The organism is Pseudomonas sp. Larv2_ips (genome assembly GCF_963879675.1).
In the GTDB taxonomy this organism is placed as follows: domain Bacteria; phylum Pseudomonadota; class Gammaproteobacteria; order Pseudomonadales; family Pseudomonadaceae; genus Aquipseudomonas.
Genome location: NZ_CAWOAW010000027.1, coordinates 179,593 through 197,735, shown reverse-complemented (window position 1 = coordinate 197,735; position 18,143 = coordinate 179,593). Strand labels below are relative to the sequence as shown.

Genomic DNA, 18,143 nt, shown 5'->3' with positions numbered 1-18,143 from the left:
CCGTGGGGTCTGAAAGCGGCAAACGCCCGGCCTGACAAAAGCCAGACCGGGCGTTGCGTTTAGAGTCCGTACGCTGCGCGGGGCATCTGCATGCCCACGCGCCGCGTGGCTCCGGAAGTGCGCGAGTTAGAGGCTGCGAGCAACCTGAACCTTCTCGTAGACTTCGATCTTGTCGCCAGCTTTGACGTCGTTGTAGCTCTTGACGCCGATACCGCATTCCATGCCGGCACGCACTTCGGAAGCGTCATCCTTGAAGCGGCGCAGGGATTCCAGCTCGCCTTCGAAGATAACGATGTCTTCACGCAGTACACGGATTGGACGGTTACGGTGCACAACACCTTCGATAACCATGCAACCGGCGATCGCGCCGAATTTCGGCGAGCGGAACACGTCACGCACCTCGGCAACACCCAGGATATTCTCCCGAACGTCGCTGCCAAGCATACCGGTAAGGGCTTTCTTGACGTCTTCGATGATGTCGTAGATGACGTTGTAGTAACGCATGTCCAGGCCTTCCTGCTCGACGATCTTGCGAGCGCCAGCATCGGCACGCACGTTGAAGCCGAACAGTACAGCGTTGGAAGCCAGTGCCAGGTTGGCGTCGGACTCGGTGATACCACCGACACCGCCACCGACAACGCGCACTTGCACTTCGTCGTTACCCAGGCCGTTCAAGGCGCCGTTCAACGCTTCGAGAGAACCACGGACGTCAGATTTGAGGACGATGTTAAGCGTCTTCTTCTCTGCCTGGCCCATGTTTTCGAAGATGTTTTCCAGCTTGCCGGCGTGAGCACGGGCCAGTTTGACTTCGCGGAACTTGCCTTGACGGAACAGAGCCACTTCACGGGCTTTCTTCTCGTCGGCTACTACGCTCATCTCATCGCCAGCGTCCGGGGTACCGTCCAGGCCGAGAATCTCGACAGGGATGGAAGGACCGGCTTCCTTGATTGGCTTGCCGTTCTCGTCGAGCATGGCACGTACACGGCCGTAGTTCGAACCGACCAGCACCATGTCGCCTTGGCGCAGCGTACCGTCTTGAACCAGAACGGTTGCAACCGGGCCACGACCTTTGTCGAGACGCGATTCAACCACAACACCGCGACCCGGGGCCGATGGCGTTGCTTTCAGTTCGAGCACTTCAGCTTGCAGCAGGACCGCTTCGAGCAGTTCGTCTACACCGGTACCGACTTTTGCCGAGACCGAAACGAACGGCGTATCACCGCCCCACTCTTCGGACGTCACACCGTGAACCGACAGCTCGCTACGGATGCGATCGAGATCGGCGCCCGGCTTGTCGATTTTGTTCACGGCAACAACCAGTGGAACACCAGCGGCCTTGGCGTGCTGGACAGCTTCAATGGTCTGCGGCATCACGCCGTCGTCCGCTGCAACCACCAGAATCACGATGTCAGTCGCCTTGGCACCACGGGCACGCATTGCGGTAAACGCGGCGTGACCAGGGGTGTCGAGGAAAGTGACCATGCCGCGTTCGGTTTCAACGTGGTATGCACCGATGTGCTGGGTGATACCGCCGGCTTCGCCAGCAGCTACCTTGGCACGACGGATGTAGTCGAGCAGCGAGGTCTTACCGTGGTCAACGTGGCCCATTACGGTCACAACTGGCGCACGGGAGAACGACTCACCTTCAAACTTCAGGGACTCGGCCAGGGAATCTTCCAGGGCGGTGTCGCTGACCAGGGTCACTTTGTGGCCCAGCTCTTCAGCAACCAGTTGGGCAGTTTCCTGGTCCAGTACCTGGTTGATGGTCGCTGGAGTACCCAGTTTGAACATGAACTTGATGATTTCAGCAGCCTTGACCGACATCTGATTGGCGAGATCGCCAACCGTGATGGTCTCGCCGATCTGCACATCACGCACGACAGGGCCCGTTGGGCTCTGGAAACCGTGGGCGTTGCGCTTTTTCAGCTTGGCCTTGCCGCGACCACCACGACGGAAGCCATCGCTTTCTTCGTCGGTAGTACGTGGAGCAACGCGTGGAGCAGGCGCTTTCTCTTTGACCGAGGCACGATGTGGAGCGTTTTTACGCTCGCCATCGCCACCACCACCGCGACGATTGTTATCGTCGGCACGTGGTTTGTCCGGACGACGAGGCTCGTCGCGCTTGCGAGCGTCTGCTGCAGGAGCAGGTGCAGCGGCAACCGGAGCAGCCTCACGCACAGCTTCAACAGGCGCTACAGGAGCGGCGACCGCGTCAGTACCAGCAGGTTGCGCAGCAGCAGGCTGGCGGCGCGCTTCTTCTTCGGCGCGACGCTTGGCTTCTTCTTCAGCCTTCTGACGAGCAGCATTCTCTACTGCGCGACGTTCATCCAGTTCGCGTTTGCGCTCGGCTTCGATTTCTTCCGGGCTGCGCTGTACGAAGACTTTCTTCTTGCGTACTTCAACGCTGATGCTCTTGCTACCAGCAACACGCAGGGTGCTGGTGGTTTTGCGCTGCAATGTAATCTTGCGCGGTTCTTCCACTTTCGCCTTGTGGCTGCTCTTCAAGTGAGTCAGCAAAGACTGCTTCTCACTGTCGCTCACACCTTCATCGGCGGCGGTGTGCGGCAGACCTGCCTCACGCATCTGCTGCAACAGGCGCTCTACCGGTGTTTTGACCTCATCGGCCAGTTGTTTCACCGTGACTTGCGTCATGCACTTCTCTCCTCAGGCCGCGCCTAGTTACTCGAACCAATGGGCTCGGGCGGCCATGATCAACTTGCCGGCACGATCATCGTCAATGCCGTCGATGTCGAGCAGATCGTCAATAGACTGCTCGGCCAGGTCTTCGCGGGTAATTACGCCGCGCACCGCCAGTTCCATCGCCAAATCCTTGTCCATACCCTCAAGCGAGAGCAGGTCTTCGGCCGGATGGGCGTCTGCCAGCTTTTCCTCAGTAGCGATGGCTTTAGTCAACAAACGATCCTTGGCCCGAGCGCGAAGCTCGTTGACGGTGTCTTCGTCAAAGCCGTCGATGTTGAGCATTTCTTCCAACGGTACGTAGGCAATCTCTTCCAGGCTGGTGAAGCCTTCATCTACCAGCACCTGCGCCAGGTCTTCGTCGACTTCCAGCTCGTCGATGAAGTTGCGCAGGATGTCACCGGTTTCAGCTTGCTGCTTAGCCTGGATGTCCGATTCGGTCATCACGTTCAGGGTCCAGCCGGTCAGTTGGCTGGCCAGACGCACGTTCTGACCACCACGACCAATGGCCTGAGCCAGATTATCTGCGCCAACGGCGATGTCCATTGCATGGGCATCTTCGTCAACGATAATTGCCGCCACTTCAGCCGGCGACATGGCGTTAATTACGAACTGCGCCGGGTTATCGTCCCACAGGACGATGTCCACACGCTCACCGCCCAACTCGCCCGACACTGCCTGGACGCGCGAACCGCGCATACCAATGCAAGCGCCCTGCGGGTCGATGCGTTTGTCCTTGGAGCGGACCGCGATCTTGGCGCGCGAACCCGGGTCGCGGGACGCAGCCATGACTTCGATCAGGCCTTCGGCAATTTCCGGCACTTCGATACGGAACAGCTCGATCAGCATTTCCGGCGCGGTACGCGACAGGATCAGCTGAGGGCCGCGGTTCTCGGTGCGGATTTCCTTGAGCAGCGCACGCAGACGCACGCCGACACGGAAGGTTTCGCGAGAGATGATGTCTTCGCGGGCCAGCAACGCTTCAGCGTTGTTGCCCAGGTCAACGATCACGTTGTCGCGAGTAACTTTTTTCACGGTACCGGAGATGATTTCACCCAGGCGCTCGCGATAAGCGTCAACGACTTGAGCGCGCTCAGCTTCGCGAACCTTCTGCACGATGACCTGCTTAGCGGTCTGTGCAGCAATACGGCCGAATTCGATCGATTCGATCTTTTCTTCGACGACATCACCGACCTTGGCGCCAGGGTGCGTTTCAGCAACCTTGCTCGGCCAGGTTTCGATGGCCGGATCATCAAGATCGGCTTCTTCGACGACCGTCCAGCGACGGAAAGTCTCATAGGCACCGGTGTGGCGGTTGATTTCCACACGCAGATCAACTTCGTCTTCAAAACGCTTTTTGGTAGCAGTGGCCAGGGCCAGCTCCAGCGCTTCAAAAATCACGTTTGCCGGTACGCCCTTTTCATTGGATACCGACTCAACAACCAGCAGTACTTCTTTGCTCATCGTACGCCTCGCCTTTCGCAAGCCATTGGATCCGCGGGATCCGCGTCTCAGTCAAAACTGGGAATAATGTTGGCCTTGTCGATCATATCGATCGGCAACAGGAATTCATGGTCTTCTACCTGCACCACGACATCCTGTTCTTCTACACCGCGCAGAAGGCCCTGAAAGTTGCGTCGCCCTTCAAAGGGAGAACGCAGCTTGATCTTCACTTGTTCACCGGCAAATTTTGCAAACTGATCAATAGTGAACAGTGGGCGTTCCATGCCAGGCGAGGAAACTTCGAGGGTGTATTCAACGGAAATCGGATCTTCAACATCCAGGACACCGCTGATCTGACGGCTGACAATGGCACAATCGTCCACCAGCACGCCGCCCTCTTTATCGATATAAACGCGCAACATTGAGTGGCGACCTTGAGCCGAAAACTCAATACCCCAGCATTCATAGCCTAGGGCCACGACCACCGGGGCCAGCAAGGCCTGCAACTCTTCTAGCTTGCTCGACACCTGAACCCCCTCGTGCATGTATGTGCATGCTGTGCAAAATAAAAAAATGGGCGAAACGCCCATCCTTGAAACGCCGTCGAACAGCGGCGTTGAAAGTGTCCAGCTAACAAAAAGCCCCTTAAAAGGGGCTCCGCTAAAACTGGTTGCGGGGGCCGGATTTGAACCGACGACCTTCGGGTTATGAGCCCGACGAGCTACCAGACTGCTCCACCCCGCGACAAAGCTGGGGCGGAAGTATACGACCGATCCCTTACAGGGTCAATGTAACCTTCCACCTACAAGAAAGCCCGCAACAGCGGGCTCTCCTGATAATTGGTACCGAGAAGGGGACTCGAACCCCTACACCCTATGGGCACAACCACCTCAAGGTTGCGTGTCTACCAATTCCACCACCTCGGCAATACAGCGTTTACAACCCTTCTTACTTCTGCTCTTGAGCTGGAGGTACGTCAGTCGCTGGAGTAGCCGACTTTTGCTCTTGAAGCACCGGGACATCATCAGAAGCCGGTTTTGCTTTTGGTACTTCCAACACTGCTGGATTTGGGAGACCTACTTGAGTCAGCACATGAGCTTTCTCTTTAGCAAAGTAACCTAACCCCAAGCTGGTTATGAAGAAACCGGCGGCAAGTATAGCAGTAAACTTACTAAGAAAGGTAGAGGAACCTTGGCTTCCGAACACAGTATTTGAAGCACCTGCACCGAAAGACGCACCAGCATCCGCACCTTTACCCTGTTGCAACAAAACCAGGGCAACTACGCCCAGGGCAGCCAACAGATGAAAAACGACTACGACTGTTTCCAGCATTTTTTCAGTTTCCCGCGGCGCGACAGATCGCACCGAACTCATCTGCATTCAGGGAAGCTCCACCAATGAGCCCCCCATCGATATCCGGCATGCCGAACAGTTCGACCGCATTGGCCGCCTTCACGCTGCCGCCGTATAGAAGCCGCACACCTTGCGCGACTTCAGAATTCTCTGCCGCCAACTGAGCGCGGATGGCTGCGTGCACATCCTGCGCCTGTTGCGGTGTAGCAGTCAGCCCGGTGCCAATGGCCCAGACCGGCTCGTAAGCAATGACTGCCTTTGCAAACGCACCAACACCCAGCTCCTCGATGATGCTGCCCAGCTGACGCGAGACAACTTCAAGAGTCTTGCCCGATTCACGCTGCTCCAGGGTCTCCCCTATGCACAACACTGGAATCAAGCCACAAGCCTGTGCTGCTGCGAACTTGCGATTGAGCGTCCCATCACGCTCGCCCATCATCTGACGGCGCTCGGAGTGCCCGACAAGCACATAGGAACAACCCGCATCTACCAGCTGACTCGGCGAAATCTCGCCGGTCAACGCACCTTGCATGGGCTCCACCGCAGAGTTCTGCGCGCCGACCTGAATCGACTTACCTTTCAAGCCATCAACAACCTGGTTGATATGCAAGCAAGGCGGGAAAACCGCAACATCAACACCGCTAGGCAAGGCCAAGTGACGAAGGCCATTGATCAGCTCAGCGACACTGGCGCGGGTACCGTGCATCTTCCAGTTACCAGCTACCATAGTGCGACGCATGCTGTACCTCGTCGGTCAAAGTGGGCGCAGATGTTACCCAACCACATCATCACTGGCAAGCCGAATTCAGGCGCAAATTTCAGTTACCAGTTTTGCCAGGTCTTCGGCATGGCCACGAACCTGTGTTTCGTCTTCACCTTCGACCATGACTCGCACCAGAGGCTCTGTGCCGGACTTGCGCAACAGCACCCGCCCACGCCCCGCCATTGCCAGGGTCACGCGCTCGCATGCGTCTTTGACAGCTGGGTGCTCAATCGGGTTTTCGCCACCGGCAAAACGCACATTGAGCAGAACCTGCGGGCACTTACGCAGCGCCTGTCGCGCCTGAGCGAGACTCTCTTCACGGCGACGCAACGACAACAACACTTGCAGAGCAGCAATGATGGCATCGCCCGTAGTGGTGTGCTGGAAGCAGACAACATGCCCGGAGTTTTCACCCCCCACCTGCCAGTTACGCTCCAGCAGCTCGGCGATCACATACCGGTCACCGACGTTGGCGCGTACGAACGGAATACCCAGCTCAGCCAGAGCGAGCTCAAGCCCAAGATTACTCATCAATGTGCCGACGACACCACCTTGCAGCTTGTTACGCTCATGCAGGTCGCGAGCAATGATAAACAGCAGGTCATCGCCATCAACCACGGTACCGGTGTGATCCACCATCAACACGCGGTCGCCATCGCCATCAAAGGCGATGCCCAGGTCGGCATGCTCAGCCAGAACGGCCGCCTGCAACTGCCCCATGTGGGTAGAGCCGCAATTATCATTGATGTTCAAGCCGTTCGGTTGCGCCGACAGCACCGTCACGTCCGCACCCAGCTCTTTGAACACACTTGGAGCCACCTTATAGGTTGCACCGTGGGCACAGTCGATAACGATCTTCAGCCCGGCAAAATTGGTACTGCTCGGCACGCTGCTCTTGCAAAATTCGATATAACGGCCCGATGCGTCGTTGATACGCGACACCTTGCCCAACTTGCTGGACTCAACCACCGTCATCGGTGCATCCAATAACTCTTCAATCATCAACTCGATCTCGTCCGGCAACTTGGTGCCCTGGCCCGAGAAGAATTTGATGCCATTGTCATCATGGGGATTGTGCGACGCACTGATCACGATACCGGCTTCAGCGTGAAAGGTACGCGTCAGGTAAGCGATCGCAGGCGTCGGCATTGGCCCCAACAGCATCACATCAGCACCGGCGGCGGATAAACCCGCCTCCAGCGCGGATTCGAACATATAACCCGAAATACGGGTGTCCTTGCCCACCAGAATCCGGCAAGCGCCCATGCTGCGGAACGCCATGCCTGCCGCCCAGCCCAGCTTGAGCATGAAATCAGGAGTAATCGGGAATTCACCGACCCGACCGCGAATACCGTCGGTGCCAAAATATTTTTTAGTCATAAGTGCTCCGTCATTCTTATTCGGCTGATTCTACAGCGGCAATCATACGCACCACATCGACTGTCTCGGCGACATCATGCACGCGTAAAATTCGCGCGCCTTTGGTCATGGCAAGCGCAGCAAGCGCCAGACCGCCGTACAGCCGCTCGCCTACCGGGCGGTTCAAGGCCAGCCCTATCATGCTCTTGCGCGAAACACCGACCAACAAAGGCCGACCAAGGGCGTGCAGGGCTTCCATATGTTTAAAGAGGCTCAAATTGTGCTGAAGCGTCTTGGCAAAGCCAAACCCGGGATCAAGGATGATCTTATCGGCAGCGATTCCCGCCTTGGCGCACTGAGCGATCCTTTCAGCAAGAAATCCACTCACTTCACTCACCAAGTCGTCGTAATGCGGGCTGTCCTGCATGTTGCCGGGCTCTCCCAGCATATGCATCAGGCACACCGGCAGGCCGGTTGCCGCCGCGGCATCCAGAGCTCCGTCTCGTTGTAGGGAGCGCACATCGTTGATCAGGCCCGCACCCAGGCGCGCCGTCTCACGCATTACTGCCGGCGTGGATGTATCAACCGAGATGATCACATCAAGCTCGCGGGCGATACGCTCAACTATCGGTGCAACGCGCTCCAGCTCCTCCAAGGGAGAAACAACACGCGCTCCGGGGCGAGTCGATTCGCCACCAACATCAATCAACGTTGCCCCCGCCAGCACCATAGCCTCGGCGTGACGCAACGCAGCGTCCTGCTGACTGAAACGGCCGCCGTCGGAAAAGGAATCAGGAGTTACATTAAGAATGCCCATGACGTGTGTATGGGCCAAATCAAGAACCCGGTTGCCGCAAGGCAACCGGGTGGAGGACGACGCAGAAGTCATTTCAAACCTTAGTGGTCAGCCGCAGGGCCACCGATCGGGGTTTCAGGGCGTTCGTTCTGAACCACTGGCGGGGTGCCAGAGGTGCCTGAACCGCCTTCCCAGTCGCGAGGCTCACGAGGCGTACGACCGGCCATAATATCGTCGATCTGGTCGGCGTCAATGGTCTCGTACTTCATCAGCGCATCAGCCATTGCATCCAGCTTGTCGCGGTTGTCAGTCAGGATCTGCTTGGCAGTGCCGTAGCACTGGTCAATGATGCTGCGCACCTCGGAGTCGATCAGCTTGGCCGTCTCACCGGAGAAGCTGGCGCTTTGACCGCCGCCGCCACGCCCCAGGAACACTTCGCCATCTTCTTCGGCATACATCAATGGACCAAGTTTCTCCGACAAGCCCCACTTGGTCACCATGTTTCGCGCAATCTGGCTGGCGCGCATGATGTCGTTGGAGGCACCGGTGGTCACACCGTCAAAGCCCAAGGTCATTTCTTCAGCAATTCGGCCACCGTACAGCGAGCAGATCTGGCTGATCAGCGCTCGCTTGGAGAGGCTGTAACGATCCTCTTCCGGCAGGAACATGGTGACACCCAGCGCGCGACCACGAGGGATGATCGACACTTTGTAAACCGGGTCATGCTCAGGCACAACACGACCCACAATGGCGTGACCGGCTTCGTGATAAGCGGTGTTCTGCTTCTCTTTTTCAGACATGACCATGGATTTGCGCTCGGCGCCCATCATGATCTTGTCTTTTGCCAGCTCGAACTCTTTCATTTCAACGATGCGCTTACCGGTACGGGCAGCGAACAACGAAGCCTCGTTCACCAGGTTGGCAAGGTCTGCACCGGAGAAACCTGGCGTGCCACGAGCAATCACGGCAGGCGCCACGTCGTCGCCCATCGGTACTTTGCGCATGTGCACCTTCAGAATCTGTTCGCGACCGCGGATATCCGGCAGGCCAACCACCACCTGACGGTCAAAACGACCTGGACGCAGCAGCGCAGGGTCCAATACGTCAGGGCGGTTAGTCGCAGCAATGACGATGATGCCATCATTCATTTCGAAGCCGTCCATCTCAACCAGCAACTGGTTGAGGGTCTGCTCACGCTCATCGTGACCGCCGCCCATGCCAGCACCACGATGGCGACCAACAGCGTCGATTTCATCAATGAAGATGATGCACGGTGCGTGCTTCTTGGCCTGTTCGAACATATCGCGAACACGGCTGGCACCCACACCAACAAACATTTCGACGAAGTCAGAACCGGAAATGGTGAAGAACGGCACTTTGGCTTCGCCGGCAATCGCCTTGGCCAGCAAGGTTTTACCGGTACCCGGAGGACCAACCATCAATACGCCGCGTGGAATACGGCCACCCAGGCGTTGAAACTTGCCCGGATCGCGCAGGAACTCGACCAACTCACCAACATCTTCCTTGGCTTCGTCGCAACCTGCAACGTCAGCCAGGGTTGTCTTCACCTGATCCTCGGAGAGCAGGCGTGCCTTGCTCTTGCCGAAGCTCATCGGCCCACCCTTGCCTCCCGCACCGCCTTGCATCTGGCGCATGAAGAACATGAACACAGCGATAATCACCAGTATCGGGAAGCTGGCCACCAGGAGTTGAGTCCAGATGCTCTGCTGCTCAGGCTGCTTGCCTTCGACGACTACGTGGTTATCCACCAAATCGCCAATCAGACCGTTGTCCTGAATAGCCGGACGAATGGTCTTGAAGCTGTCGCCATCGTTGCGCTTGCCGGTGATCACATAGCCATCAACCGCTACGCGCTCGACCTTGCCATCCTTAACTTGCTGGATGAAGTCGGAATAGTTGAGGGTCTGCGGCTCGTTAGGGCTGGAGAAGTTGTTCATCACCGTCACCAGGACTGCCGCGATGATCAACCACAGGATCAGATTCTTTGCCATATCGTTCAATTAACTACCCTCTGAAGCAAGCTCCGCTACTGGCGCGCGCTTCGCATGATATTCACCGGCCTAACTTACTACATTACCTACAACTCTGGCAGGCGCCGTCTGTAACCCTTTGTGAAACTTTGACTACACAATATTCGTAAAGCTTCGTGACGAAAGCGATATAAAAAAACCTATCGCCTTCCTCGAATTCCTCAAAAACGCTCTTCACTCGCCGCACCTTCAACACCGCGGAAGCCGCGGCACAACAGGTATTGCTCTCGAGACCTGTCCCGAGAAGAGTCTGGCTTGCGCGTTTGCACCTTGTCGAACAACTTGCGAATGTTCTTGTGGTACTCGTCAAAACCTTCGCCCTGGAAGACTTTCACCAGAAAATCCCCACCCGGACGCAACACCCGACCCGCCAAATCCAGCGCCAGTTCACACAGGAACATTGCGCGCGGCATATCGACGGCCGGTAATCCACTCATATTGGGGGCCATGTCGGAAATCACAAGGTCTACCTGCGAATTTCCCACCGCCTCGAGGATCTCTGCGAGCACGGCGTCCTGGGTGAAGTCACCGTGAACAAAGGTCACATCCGGGATGCTGTCCATTTCCAGGATGTCGGAAGCAATCAAACGGCCCTGCCCACCAATCAGACGACTGGTCACCTGGGACCAACCACCAGGGGCCGCGCCAAGATCAATAACGCTCATGCCGGGGCGAATCAATTTGTCCTTGTCCTGGATCTCAAGGAGCTTGTAGCTGGCCCGCGAACGGTACCCGTCCTTTTGCGCCTTTTTGACGTAAGGATCGTTGAAATGCTCTTGCAGCCACTTAAGGCTAGTTTTGGAACGGGCCACGGGCCACCTCGAAAAATAAAACGGGTCGTGATTAACTGGGCGGTCCCGGACTCGCTCGGGTAAACTGGCCGCCGCTTTTTACAAGATCAGACGCAGGGGTCAGATTATGCCGCTCACTCAAGAGCAGAAGAAACAGTACAAATCCATTGGCCACCATCTGAAACCAGTTCTGATTGTGGCAGACAACGGTTTGACTGAAGGTGTGTTAGCCGAACTTGAACGCGCATTGGGCGATCACGAACTGATCAAGATCAAGGTCAACATCCTTGACCGCGAAGCGCGTTTGGCCGCCGTTGCAGAACTGTGCAAGGTCGGCAAAGCGGATCTGGTTCAGGTCATTGGCAAGATGGCACTGCTGTATCGCAAGAACTTCAGCGTCAACAAGCAACTGTCGAACGTACACCGCTTCAAGTAATAAAAGGGTCACGGGCGTGCTTCGCGCGCCCCGCCACTCCATCCTGGCGCCGGTTGCAACACCAGCACCAAGCCGGAGAACCCTAGCACAAGATAGCTGAATAGCTGCCAGCGCAACGCTTCCGGCAGCCACGTATGCACCACGCAAAACATTGCGCATGCGTACAGCGCCATCAACAGCAGTTGGCCGCGAATATCCCGCCACAAACTCCCCAAGCCTTCGGCCTTGATCAGCACCAGCACCTGGAGCGTCACGCACGCCGCCGCAAAACCTACCAGCAGCGCGCTGAGCAATCCGTCGATTTCATCGATCAACAACGGCGCCAGGCCAATCAGTCCCAGCGTCGGCAGCAAACCAATGTGTAACAACCACACGCCGCCCACCCAAAGCATCTGGGCAAGCTGCCAAAGCATGGCGCCCGCACGAAGCGGGCGCCGTCTTTCAGATGTGACGAACTTCAACAATCTCGTACTCGATTACGCCGCCAGGTGTTTTCACCGCCACCACATCACCCTCTTCCTTGGCAATCAAGGCGCGGGCAAGAGGCGAACCAACCGAGATCTTGCCGAGTTTGAAGTCAGCTTCATCCTCGCCGACGATGTGATAAACAACGCGCTCATCCGTCTCGACGTTGGCGATTTCCACGGTGGTACCGAAAATCACTTTGCCAGTATGCGGGATGGTCGTGACGTCGATGATCACCGCGTTCTGCATACGGCCTTCGATGTCACGGATCCGCGCTTCGACCATACCCTGCTGCTCGCGAGCAGCATGGTATTCAGCGTTTTCCTTCAAGTCACCCAGCTCGCGAGCCGTACCGATGTCCTGGCTCAGCTTCGGACGGACGACCTTGGTCAGATGGGCGTGTTCCTCTTCCAGGGCCTTGGCGCCCTGGACAGTCATTGGGTATTTGGTCATGCCTTCAATCCTGCGTGTAGATCCTGCAAGCGACGCACGGTCTTTTCCGGACCGAACTTGAGCGCTTCGCAGATGGCTTCGCCAGCAGCAATGGTAGTGGTGCAGTAAATCTTGTGCTGCAAGGCATTACGACGAATGGAGTAGGAGTCCGCGATCGACTGGCGACCTTCGGTGGTGTTGATGATCAGGGTGACTTCGTCATTCTTGATCATGTCGACCACGTGCGGACGGCCTTCCGTCACCTTGTTCACGCGACGCACTTTCAGGCCGGCAGCTTCGATCAGCTTGGCGGTCCCGGCGGTGGCCACGACTTCAAAGCCCAAGTTGATCAGATCACGGGCTACGCCTGCAACCAGCGGTTTGTCATCATCACGCACACTGATGAACGCGGTACCGCCAGTCGGCAGTACTTCGCTTGCACCCATCTGGGCTTTGGCGAACGCTTCACCGAAGGTGTCGCCCACACCCATCACCTCACCGGTGGACTTCATCTCTGGGCCCAGGATCGGGTCCACACCAGGGAATTTGGCGAAGGGGAACACCGCCTCTTTCACGCTGTAGAAGTTAGGAATGATTTCCTTGGTGAAGCCGATTTCCTTCAAGGTCTTACCGGCCATCACACGGGCAGCAATCATCGCCAGGGAAACACCGATGCACTTGGAAACGAATGGCACGGTACGCGAAGCACGCGGGTTGACTTCGATCACGTAGATGTCTTCGCCTTGCAGCGCCAACTGTACGTTCATCAGGCCGACCACGCCCAGTTCCAGAGCCATCTTCTTGACCTGCTCGCGCATCTCGTCCTGGATGTGCGCCGGCAGCGAGTATGGCGGCAGCGAGCATGCGGAGTCACCGGAGTGAACGCCCGCCTGTTCGATGTGCTGCATGATCGCGCCAATCACTACGTCGGTGCCGTCGCAGACAGCATCCACATCCATCTCGATGGCGCAGTTGAGGAAGTGATCCAGCAGCACTGGGCTGTCGTTGGACACTTTCACTGCATCACGCAGGTAACGCTTGAGTTCTTCTTCTTCGTAGACGATTTCCATCGCACGGCCGCCCAGCACGTAGGACGGACGCACCACCAGCGGGTAACCGATCTTGCTGGCTGCGCGGATGGCTTCGTCTTCGCTGCGCACGGTGGCGTTTGGCGGCTGACGCAGGTTCAAGCGCTCAACCATCTGCTGGAAGCGCTCACGGTCTTCGGCACGGTCGATGGCGTCAGGGCTGGTGCCGATGATCGGCACGCCGGCTGCTTCCAGAGCGCGAGCCAGTTTCAGCGGAGTTTGACCACCGTACTGGACGATCACGCCTTTTGGCTTCTCGACCCGGCAGATTTCCAGCACGTCTTCCAGAGTTACCGGCTCGAAGTACAGACGGTCGGAAGTATCGTAGTCAGTGGAAACGGTTTCCGGGTTGCAGTTGACCATGATGGTCTCGTACCCGTCTTCGCGCAGGGCGAGAGCGGCGTGTACGCAGCAGTAGTCGAACTCGATGCCCTGGCCGATACGGTTTGGACCGCCGCCCAGAATAATGATCTTGTCGCGGCCCGACGGCGCGGCTTCGCACTCTTCCTCGTAGGTGGAGTACAGGTACGCAGTGTCGGTGGCGAACTCGGCCGCGCAGGTGTCAACGCGCTTGTAGACCGGGAAGATATCCAGCTTGTGACGATGCGTACGCAGGTTCTTCTCGGTCACACCCAGCAGCTTGGCCAGACGCTGATCGGAGAAACCTTTGCGCTTGAGGCGGAACATCAGGTCGCGGTCGATGGAGGACAGACCAAGGGTCTTGACCTTCTCTTCTTCCTTGATCAGATCTTCGATCTGCACCAGGAACCACGGGTCGATCATGTTCATGCCGAAGATTTGTTCGACAGTCATGCCGGCGCGGAAAGCATCGGCCACGTACCAGATGCGCTCGGCACCCGGCACGGTCAGCTCGCGCTTGAGCACGCTCATGCTTTCCGGGTTGCTCAGGTCGAGCTTCTCGTCCAGACCGCAAACACCCACTTCCAGGCCACGCAGGGCTTTCTGCAGGGACTCTTGGAAGGTCCGGCCGATGGCCATGACTTCACCGACGGATTTCATCTGGGTGGTCAGGCGAGCGTCAGCCTTGGCGAATTTCTCGAAGGCAAACCGTGGCAGCTTGGTCACGACGTAGTCGATGGACGGCTCGAAAGATGCCGGCGTAGCGCCGCCAGTGATTTCGTTTTGCAATTCGTCCAGGGTGTAACCGATCGCCAGCTTGGCAGCGATACGCGCAATCGGGAAGCCGGTGGCTTTCGATGCCAGCGCCGAAGAACGCGATACACGCGGGTTCATCTCGATCACGACCATACGGCCGGTGTCCGGGCAGATGCCGAACTGAACGTTGGAACCGCCGGTTTCCACGCCGATCTCACGCAGTACCGCCAACGAGGCGTTACGCATGATCTGGTATTCCTTGTCCGTCAGGGTCTGCGCAGGAGCAACGGTGATCGAGTCGCCGGTGTGCACGCCCATCGGGTCGAAGTTTTCGATCGAGCAGACGATGATGCAGTTGTCCTTTTTGTCGCGGACAACCTCCATCTCGTACTCTTTCCAGCCGATCAGGGATTCGTCGATCAGCAGCTCTTTGGTCGGCGACAGGTCCAGACCACGGGCGCAGATTTCTTCGAACTCTTCACGGTTGTAGGCAATACCGCCACCCGTGCCGCCCATGGTGAAGGACGGACGGATGATGCACGGGAAGCCGAGCTTCTCGAGGACCGCATTGGCCTCTTCCATGCTGTGGGCGATACCGGAACGCGGGCAATCCAGGCCGATGGACTTCATGGCCTTGTCGAAACGCGAGCGGTCTTCAGCCTTGTCGATGGTGTCGGCATTGGCGCCGATCATCTCTACGCCGAATTTTTCCAGGACGCCTTCGCGCTCCAGGTCCAGGGCGCAGTTCAGTGCGGTCTGGCCGCCCATGGTTGGCAGCAGCGCGTCCGGACGCTCTTTCTCGATGATCTTGGCAACGGTCTGCCATTTGATCGGCTCGATGTAGGTGGCGTCGGCCATGTCCGGGTCGGTCATGATGGTGGCCGGGTTGGAGTTCACCAGGATGACGCGGTAACCCTCTTCGCGCAGGGCTTTACAGGCCTGGGCGCCGGAGTAGTCGAATTCGCAGGCCTGGCCGATCACGATCGGGCCAGCGCCGAGAATCAGGATGCTTTTTATGTCTGTACGTTTTGGCATGGGTTTGTCACTCAAATCCGCAGGTCAGTCGGCAAGCCGTCTTGAACACTCTTTGAAGAGCCTGCGGGGGCCACCGAGATTCGGGGCCGCCCGCAAGCCGCTCAGTCAGCGTCGCTTGGCCATCTCATTGATGAAACGGTCGAACAGCGGCGCTACGTCGTTCGGGCCCGGGCTTGCTTCAGGGTGGCCCTGGAAGCTGAACGCGCTCTTGTCAGTGCGCTCGATGCCTTGAAGGGAACCGTCGAACAGCGACTTGTGAATCGCACGAACGTTAGCCGGCAAAGTCGCTTCATCCACCGCAAAACCGTGGTTCTGGCTGGTGATCATCACAACGCCAGTGTCCAGGTCCTGCACAGGGTGGTTGGCGCCGTGGTGGCCGTGACCCATTTTCAGAGTCTTGGCGCCGGAGGCCAGGGCCAGCAGTTGGTGACCGAGGCAGATACCGAATACCGGAATCTCGGTTTCCAGCACATCCTTGATCGCCTTGATGGCGTAGTCGCAAGGCTCGGGATCACCCGGGCCGTTGGACAGGAACACACCGTCCGGCTGCAGGGCCAGCACGTCGCTGGCCGGGGTTTGCGCCGGCACTACGGTCACGCGGCAACCGCGCTCTACCAGCATGCGCAGGATGTTGTACTTGATCCCGTAGTCGTAGGCGACCACATGGTATTGCAGGTCAGCTGCAGCGATGGTCTCGTGGCTGTCGGTCTTCAAATCCCAGACAGTGGAGCGCCACTCGTACTGCTCTTTGGTGCTGACAACTTTCGCCAGGTCCATGCCTTTCAGACCGGGGAAGCCTTGCGCTGCGGCGATCGCCGCTTCTTCGGAAATATTGTCACCCGCCATGATGCAGCCGTTCTGCGAGCCTTTTTCACGCAGGATGCGTGTCAGGCGGCGCGTGTCGATACCGGCGATTGCCACCACATTGTTGGCTTTCAGGTAATCGGACAGCGACATCGTGTTACGCCAGTTGCTCGCAACCAGTGGCAGGTCACGAATGACCAGGCCAGCCGACCACACACGATCAGACTCGACGTCTTCCGGTGTAGTACCGGTGTTGCCGATGTGCGGATAGGTCAGGGTAACGATCTGTTGGGCGTAGGAAGGATCGGTAAGGATTTCCTGATAGCCGGTCATGGCAGTGTTAAACACTACCTCTCCAACGGTTTGACCGTCGGCTCCAATGGCTTCGCCGCGAAAAATGCTGCCATCAGCAAGGGCGAGTATGGCTGGCTTAGTCAAGAAGACCTCCCGTAAATAAAGCCTGAAAGGGCGATCGCAGGTTGTAAAAAAGCGGAGTGACGTATGGACACGTCACCCCGCTTCTTCACTGAATTATTCTGCGCGCTTTTAGTGGACACACTAAAGCTGTAGCTTACAGAAAAAGGCTTTTTTGGTCCACCGCTAATGAGCCTTAAAGGCAGGGGAATGCGACAGGAAGTCGCTTAGCGGGTAAAAACGGGGGCTCAGGATAATCCTGACCCCCCGTTTTAGCTACTGATTAGTGCAGATCCAGCACATCCCGCATGTCGTACAGCCCCGCCTCACGACCTTCCAACCAGAGGGCAGCACGTACCGCACCCTTGGCGAATGTCATGCGGCTTGAGGCTTTGTGTGTGATCTCCAGGCGCTCGCCTTCGGAGGCGAACAGCACGGTGTGATCACCCACCACATCGCCACCGCGCACAGTGGCGAAACCGATGGTGTCACGTGCACGCGCCCCGGTATGACCTTCACGGCCATACACCGCGACTTTCGACAGATCACGCCCCAACGCATCGGCGATCGCTTCACCCATGCGCAATGCGGTACCCGACGGCGCGTCGATCTTGTGGCGATGATGGGTCTCGATGATCTCGATATCCGCCTCATCACCCAGCACACGAGCAGCCAGGTCCAGCAACTTGAGCGACAGATTCACGCCCACACTGAAATTGGCAGCGAAGACGATCGGAATAACCTTACCCGCCTCCACCAGCAACTGCTTCTGCTCAGCACTCAAGCCCGTGGTACCGATCACCATGGCTTTGCCCGCCTTGCGGCAGAACGCCAGGTTTTTCAGCATCACCTCCGGCAGGGTGAAATCGATCAGCACGTCGAACTCGTCGGCCACCTGCTCCAGGTTGCCCGACAACGAAACGCCGATGCGCCCCAGCGAGGCCAGCTCACCCGCATCCGCACCGATCAACGTGCTGCCCGGGCGAACAATCGCCGCCGTCAGCCCGGAGGCCGGCGAGCGCTGCTGCACCGCTTCGACCAGCGTCTTGCCCATGCGCCCGGCAGCGCCCATTACGGCTATACGTCGCATACTCACTTCC

Annotated in this window: 15 protein-coding genes and 2 tRNA genes; 1 reads left to right on the top strand and 16 read right to left on the bottom strand. The window is 57.7% G+C overall.

What is annotated here, in order from left to right; all coding sequences use genetic code 11:
* Window positions 1-126: 126 nt before the first annotated feature.
* The 11 genes from infB to rlmE all read right to left on the bottom strand — a co-directional run bounded on the left by infB (window position 127) and on the right by rlmE (window position 11,274).
* Window positions 127-2,652, bottom strand: coding sequence for a translation initiation factor IF-2 (infB, locus tag AACV02_RS17865; protein ID WP_106579254.1), 2,526 nt, complete (start codon window positions 2,650-2,652; stop codon window positions 127-129).
* A 27-nt stretch (window positions 2,653-2,679) separates the two neighbouring features.
* The gene (gene nusA, locus AACV02_RS17860; protein WP_008057419.1) at window positions 2,680-4,161 is read right to left on the bottom strand and encodes a transcription termination factor NusA; all 1,482 of its coding nucleotides are present in this window, start codon (window positions 4,159-4,161) and stop codon (window positions 2,680-2,682) included.
* Window positions 4,162-4,208: 47 nt separating this feature from the next.
* A complete protein-coding gene (gene rimP / locus AACV02_RS17855; protein WP_003235029.1) occupies window positions 4,209-4,667 on the bottom strand; it encodes a ribosome maturation factor RimP in 459 nt (152 codons plus the stop codon).
* A gap of 140 nt (window positions 4,668-4,807) precedes the next feature.
* Window positions 4,808-4,884, bottom strand: a tRNA-Met gene (locus AACV02_RS17850).
* Window positions 4,885-4,980: 96 nt separating this feature from the next.
* Window positions 4,981-5,066: transfer RNA gene (locus AACV02_RS17845), tRNA-Leu, on the bottom strand.
* 22 nt (window positions 5,067-5,088) lie between these two features.
* Window positions 5,089-5,472 carry a preprotein translocase subunit SecG gene (gene secG / locus AACV02_RS17840; protein WP_010206600.1) on the bottom strand — a complete coding sequence of 128 codons (384 nt, stop codon included), beginning with the start codon at window positions 5,470-5,472 and terminating at the stop codon, window positions 5,089-5,091.
* A gap of 4 nt (window positions 5,473-5,476) precedes the next feature.
* A complete protein-coding gene (tpiA, locus tag AACV02_RS17835) occupies window positions 5,477-6,232 on the bottom strand; it encodes a triose-phosphate isomerase (RefSeq protein WP_003194193.1) in 756 nt (251 codons plus the stop codon).
* A 66-nt stretch (window positions 6,233-6,298) separates the two neighbouring features.
* Window positions 6,299-7,636, bottom strand: coding sequence for a phosphoglucosamine mutase (glmM, locus tag AACV02_RS17830; protein WP_106579255.1), 1,338 nt, complete (start codon window positions 7,634-7,636; stop codon window positions 6,299-6,301).
* A gap of 16 nt (window positions 7,637-7,652) precedes the next feature.
* Entirely contained in the window at window positions 7,653-8,504 is an 852-nt protein-coding gene (gene folP, locus AACV02_RS17825) for a dihydropteroate synthase (protein ID WP_119741046.1), read from the bottom strand.
* Between the two features lie 8 nt (window positions 8,505-8,512).
* Window positions 8,513-10,423, bottom strand: coding sequence for an ATP-dependent zinc metalloprotease FtsH (gene ftsH, locus AACV02_RS17820; RefSeq protein WP_119741044.1), 1,911 nt, complete (start codon window positions 10,421-10,423; stop codon window positions 8,513-8,515).
* 200 nt (window positions 10,424-10,623) lie between these two features.
* Complete coding sequence (rlmE, locus tag AACV02_RS17815) at window positions 10,624-11,274, bottom strand: 23S rRNA (uridine(2552)-2'-O)-methyltransferase RlmE (RefSeq protein WP_034117848.1); 651 nt, start codon at window positions 11,272-11,274, stop codon at window positions 10,624-10,626.
* A gap of 106 nt (window positions 11,275-11,380) precedes the next feature.
* Between rlmE and AACV02_RS17810 the strand changes: the two genes are divergently transcribed.
* Window positions 11,381-11,689, top strand: a complete 309-nt coding sequence (locus AACV02_RS17810) for a YhbY family RNA-binding protein (protein ID WP_106579258.1) — start codon at window positions 11,381-11,383, stop codon at window positions 11,687-11,689.
* 8 nt (window positions 11,690-11,697) lie between these two features.
* Here the strand turns inward: AACV02_RS17810 and AACV02_RS17805 are convergent, their stop codons facing one another.
* From AACV02_RS17805 to dapB, 5 genes are all read right to left on the bottom strand, one after another.
* Window positions 11,698-12,102, bottom strand: a complete 405-nt coding sequence (locus AACV02_RS17805; protein WP_106579259.1) for an MFS transporter — start codon at window positions 12,100-12,102, stop codon at window positions 11,698-11,700.
* Window positions 12,103-12,130: 28 nt separating this feature from the next.
* A complete protein-coding gene (greA, locus tag AACV02_RS17800) occupies window positions 12,131-12,607 on the bottom strand; it encodes a transcription elongation factor GreA (RefSeq protein ID WP_083356716.1) in 477 nt (158 codons plus the stop codon).
* Entirely contained in the window at window positions 12,604-15,825 is a 3,222-nt protein-coding gene (carB, locus tag AACV02_RS17795) for a carbamoyl-phosphate synthase large subunit (RefSeq protein ID WP_106579260.1), read from the bottom strand. Before carB ends, greA begins: the two co-directional genes overlap by 4 nt.
* Before the next feature lie 105 nt (window positions 15,826-15,930).
* Entirely contained in the window at window positions 15,931-17,067 is a 1,137-nt protein-coding gene (gene carA / locus AACV02_RS17790; RefSeq protein ID WP_106579261.1) for a glutamine-hydrolyzing carbamoyl-phosphate synthase small subunit, read from the bottom strand.
* A gap of 259 nt (window positions 17,068-17,326) precedes the next feature.
* Window positions 17,327-18,133 carry a 4-hydroxy-tetrahydrodipicolinate reductase gene (gene dapB, locus AACV02_RS17785; RefSeq protein ID WP_106579262.1) on the bottom strand — a complete coding sequence of 269 codons (807 nt, stop codon included), beginning with the start codon at window positions 18,131-18,133 and terminating at the stop codon, window positions 17,327-17,329.
* Window positions 18,134-18,143 lie beyond the last annotated feature (10 nt).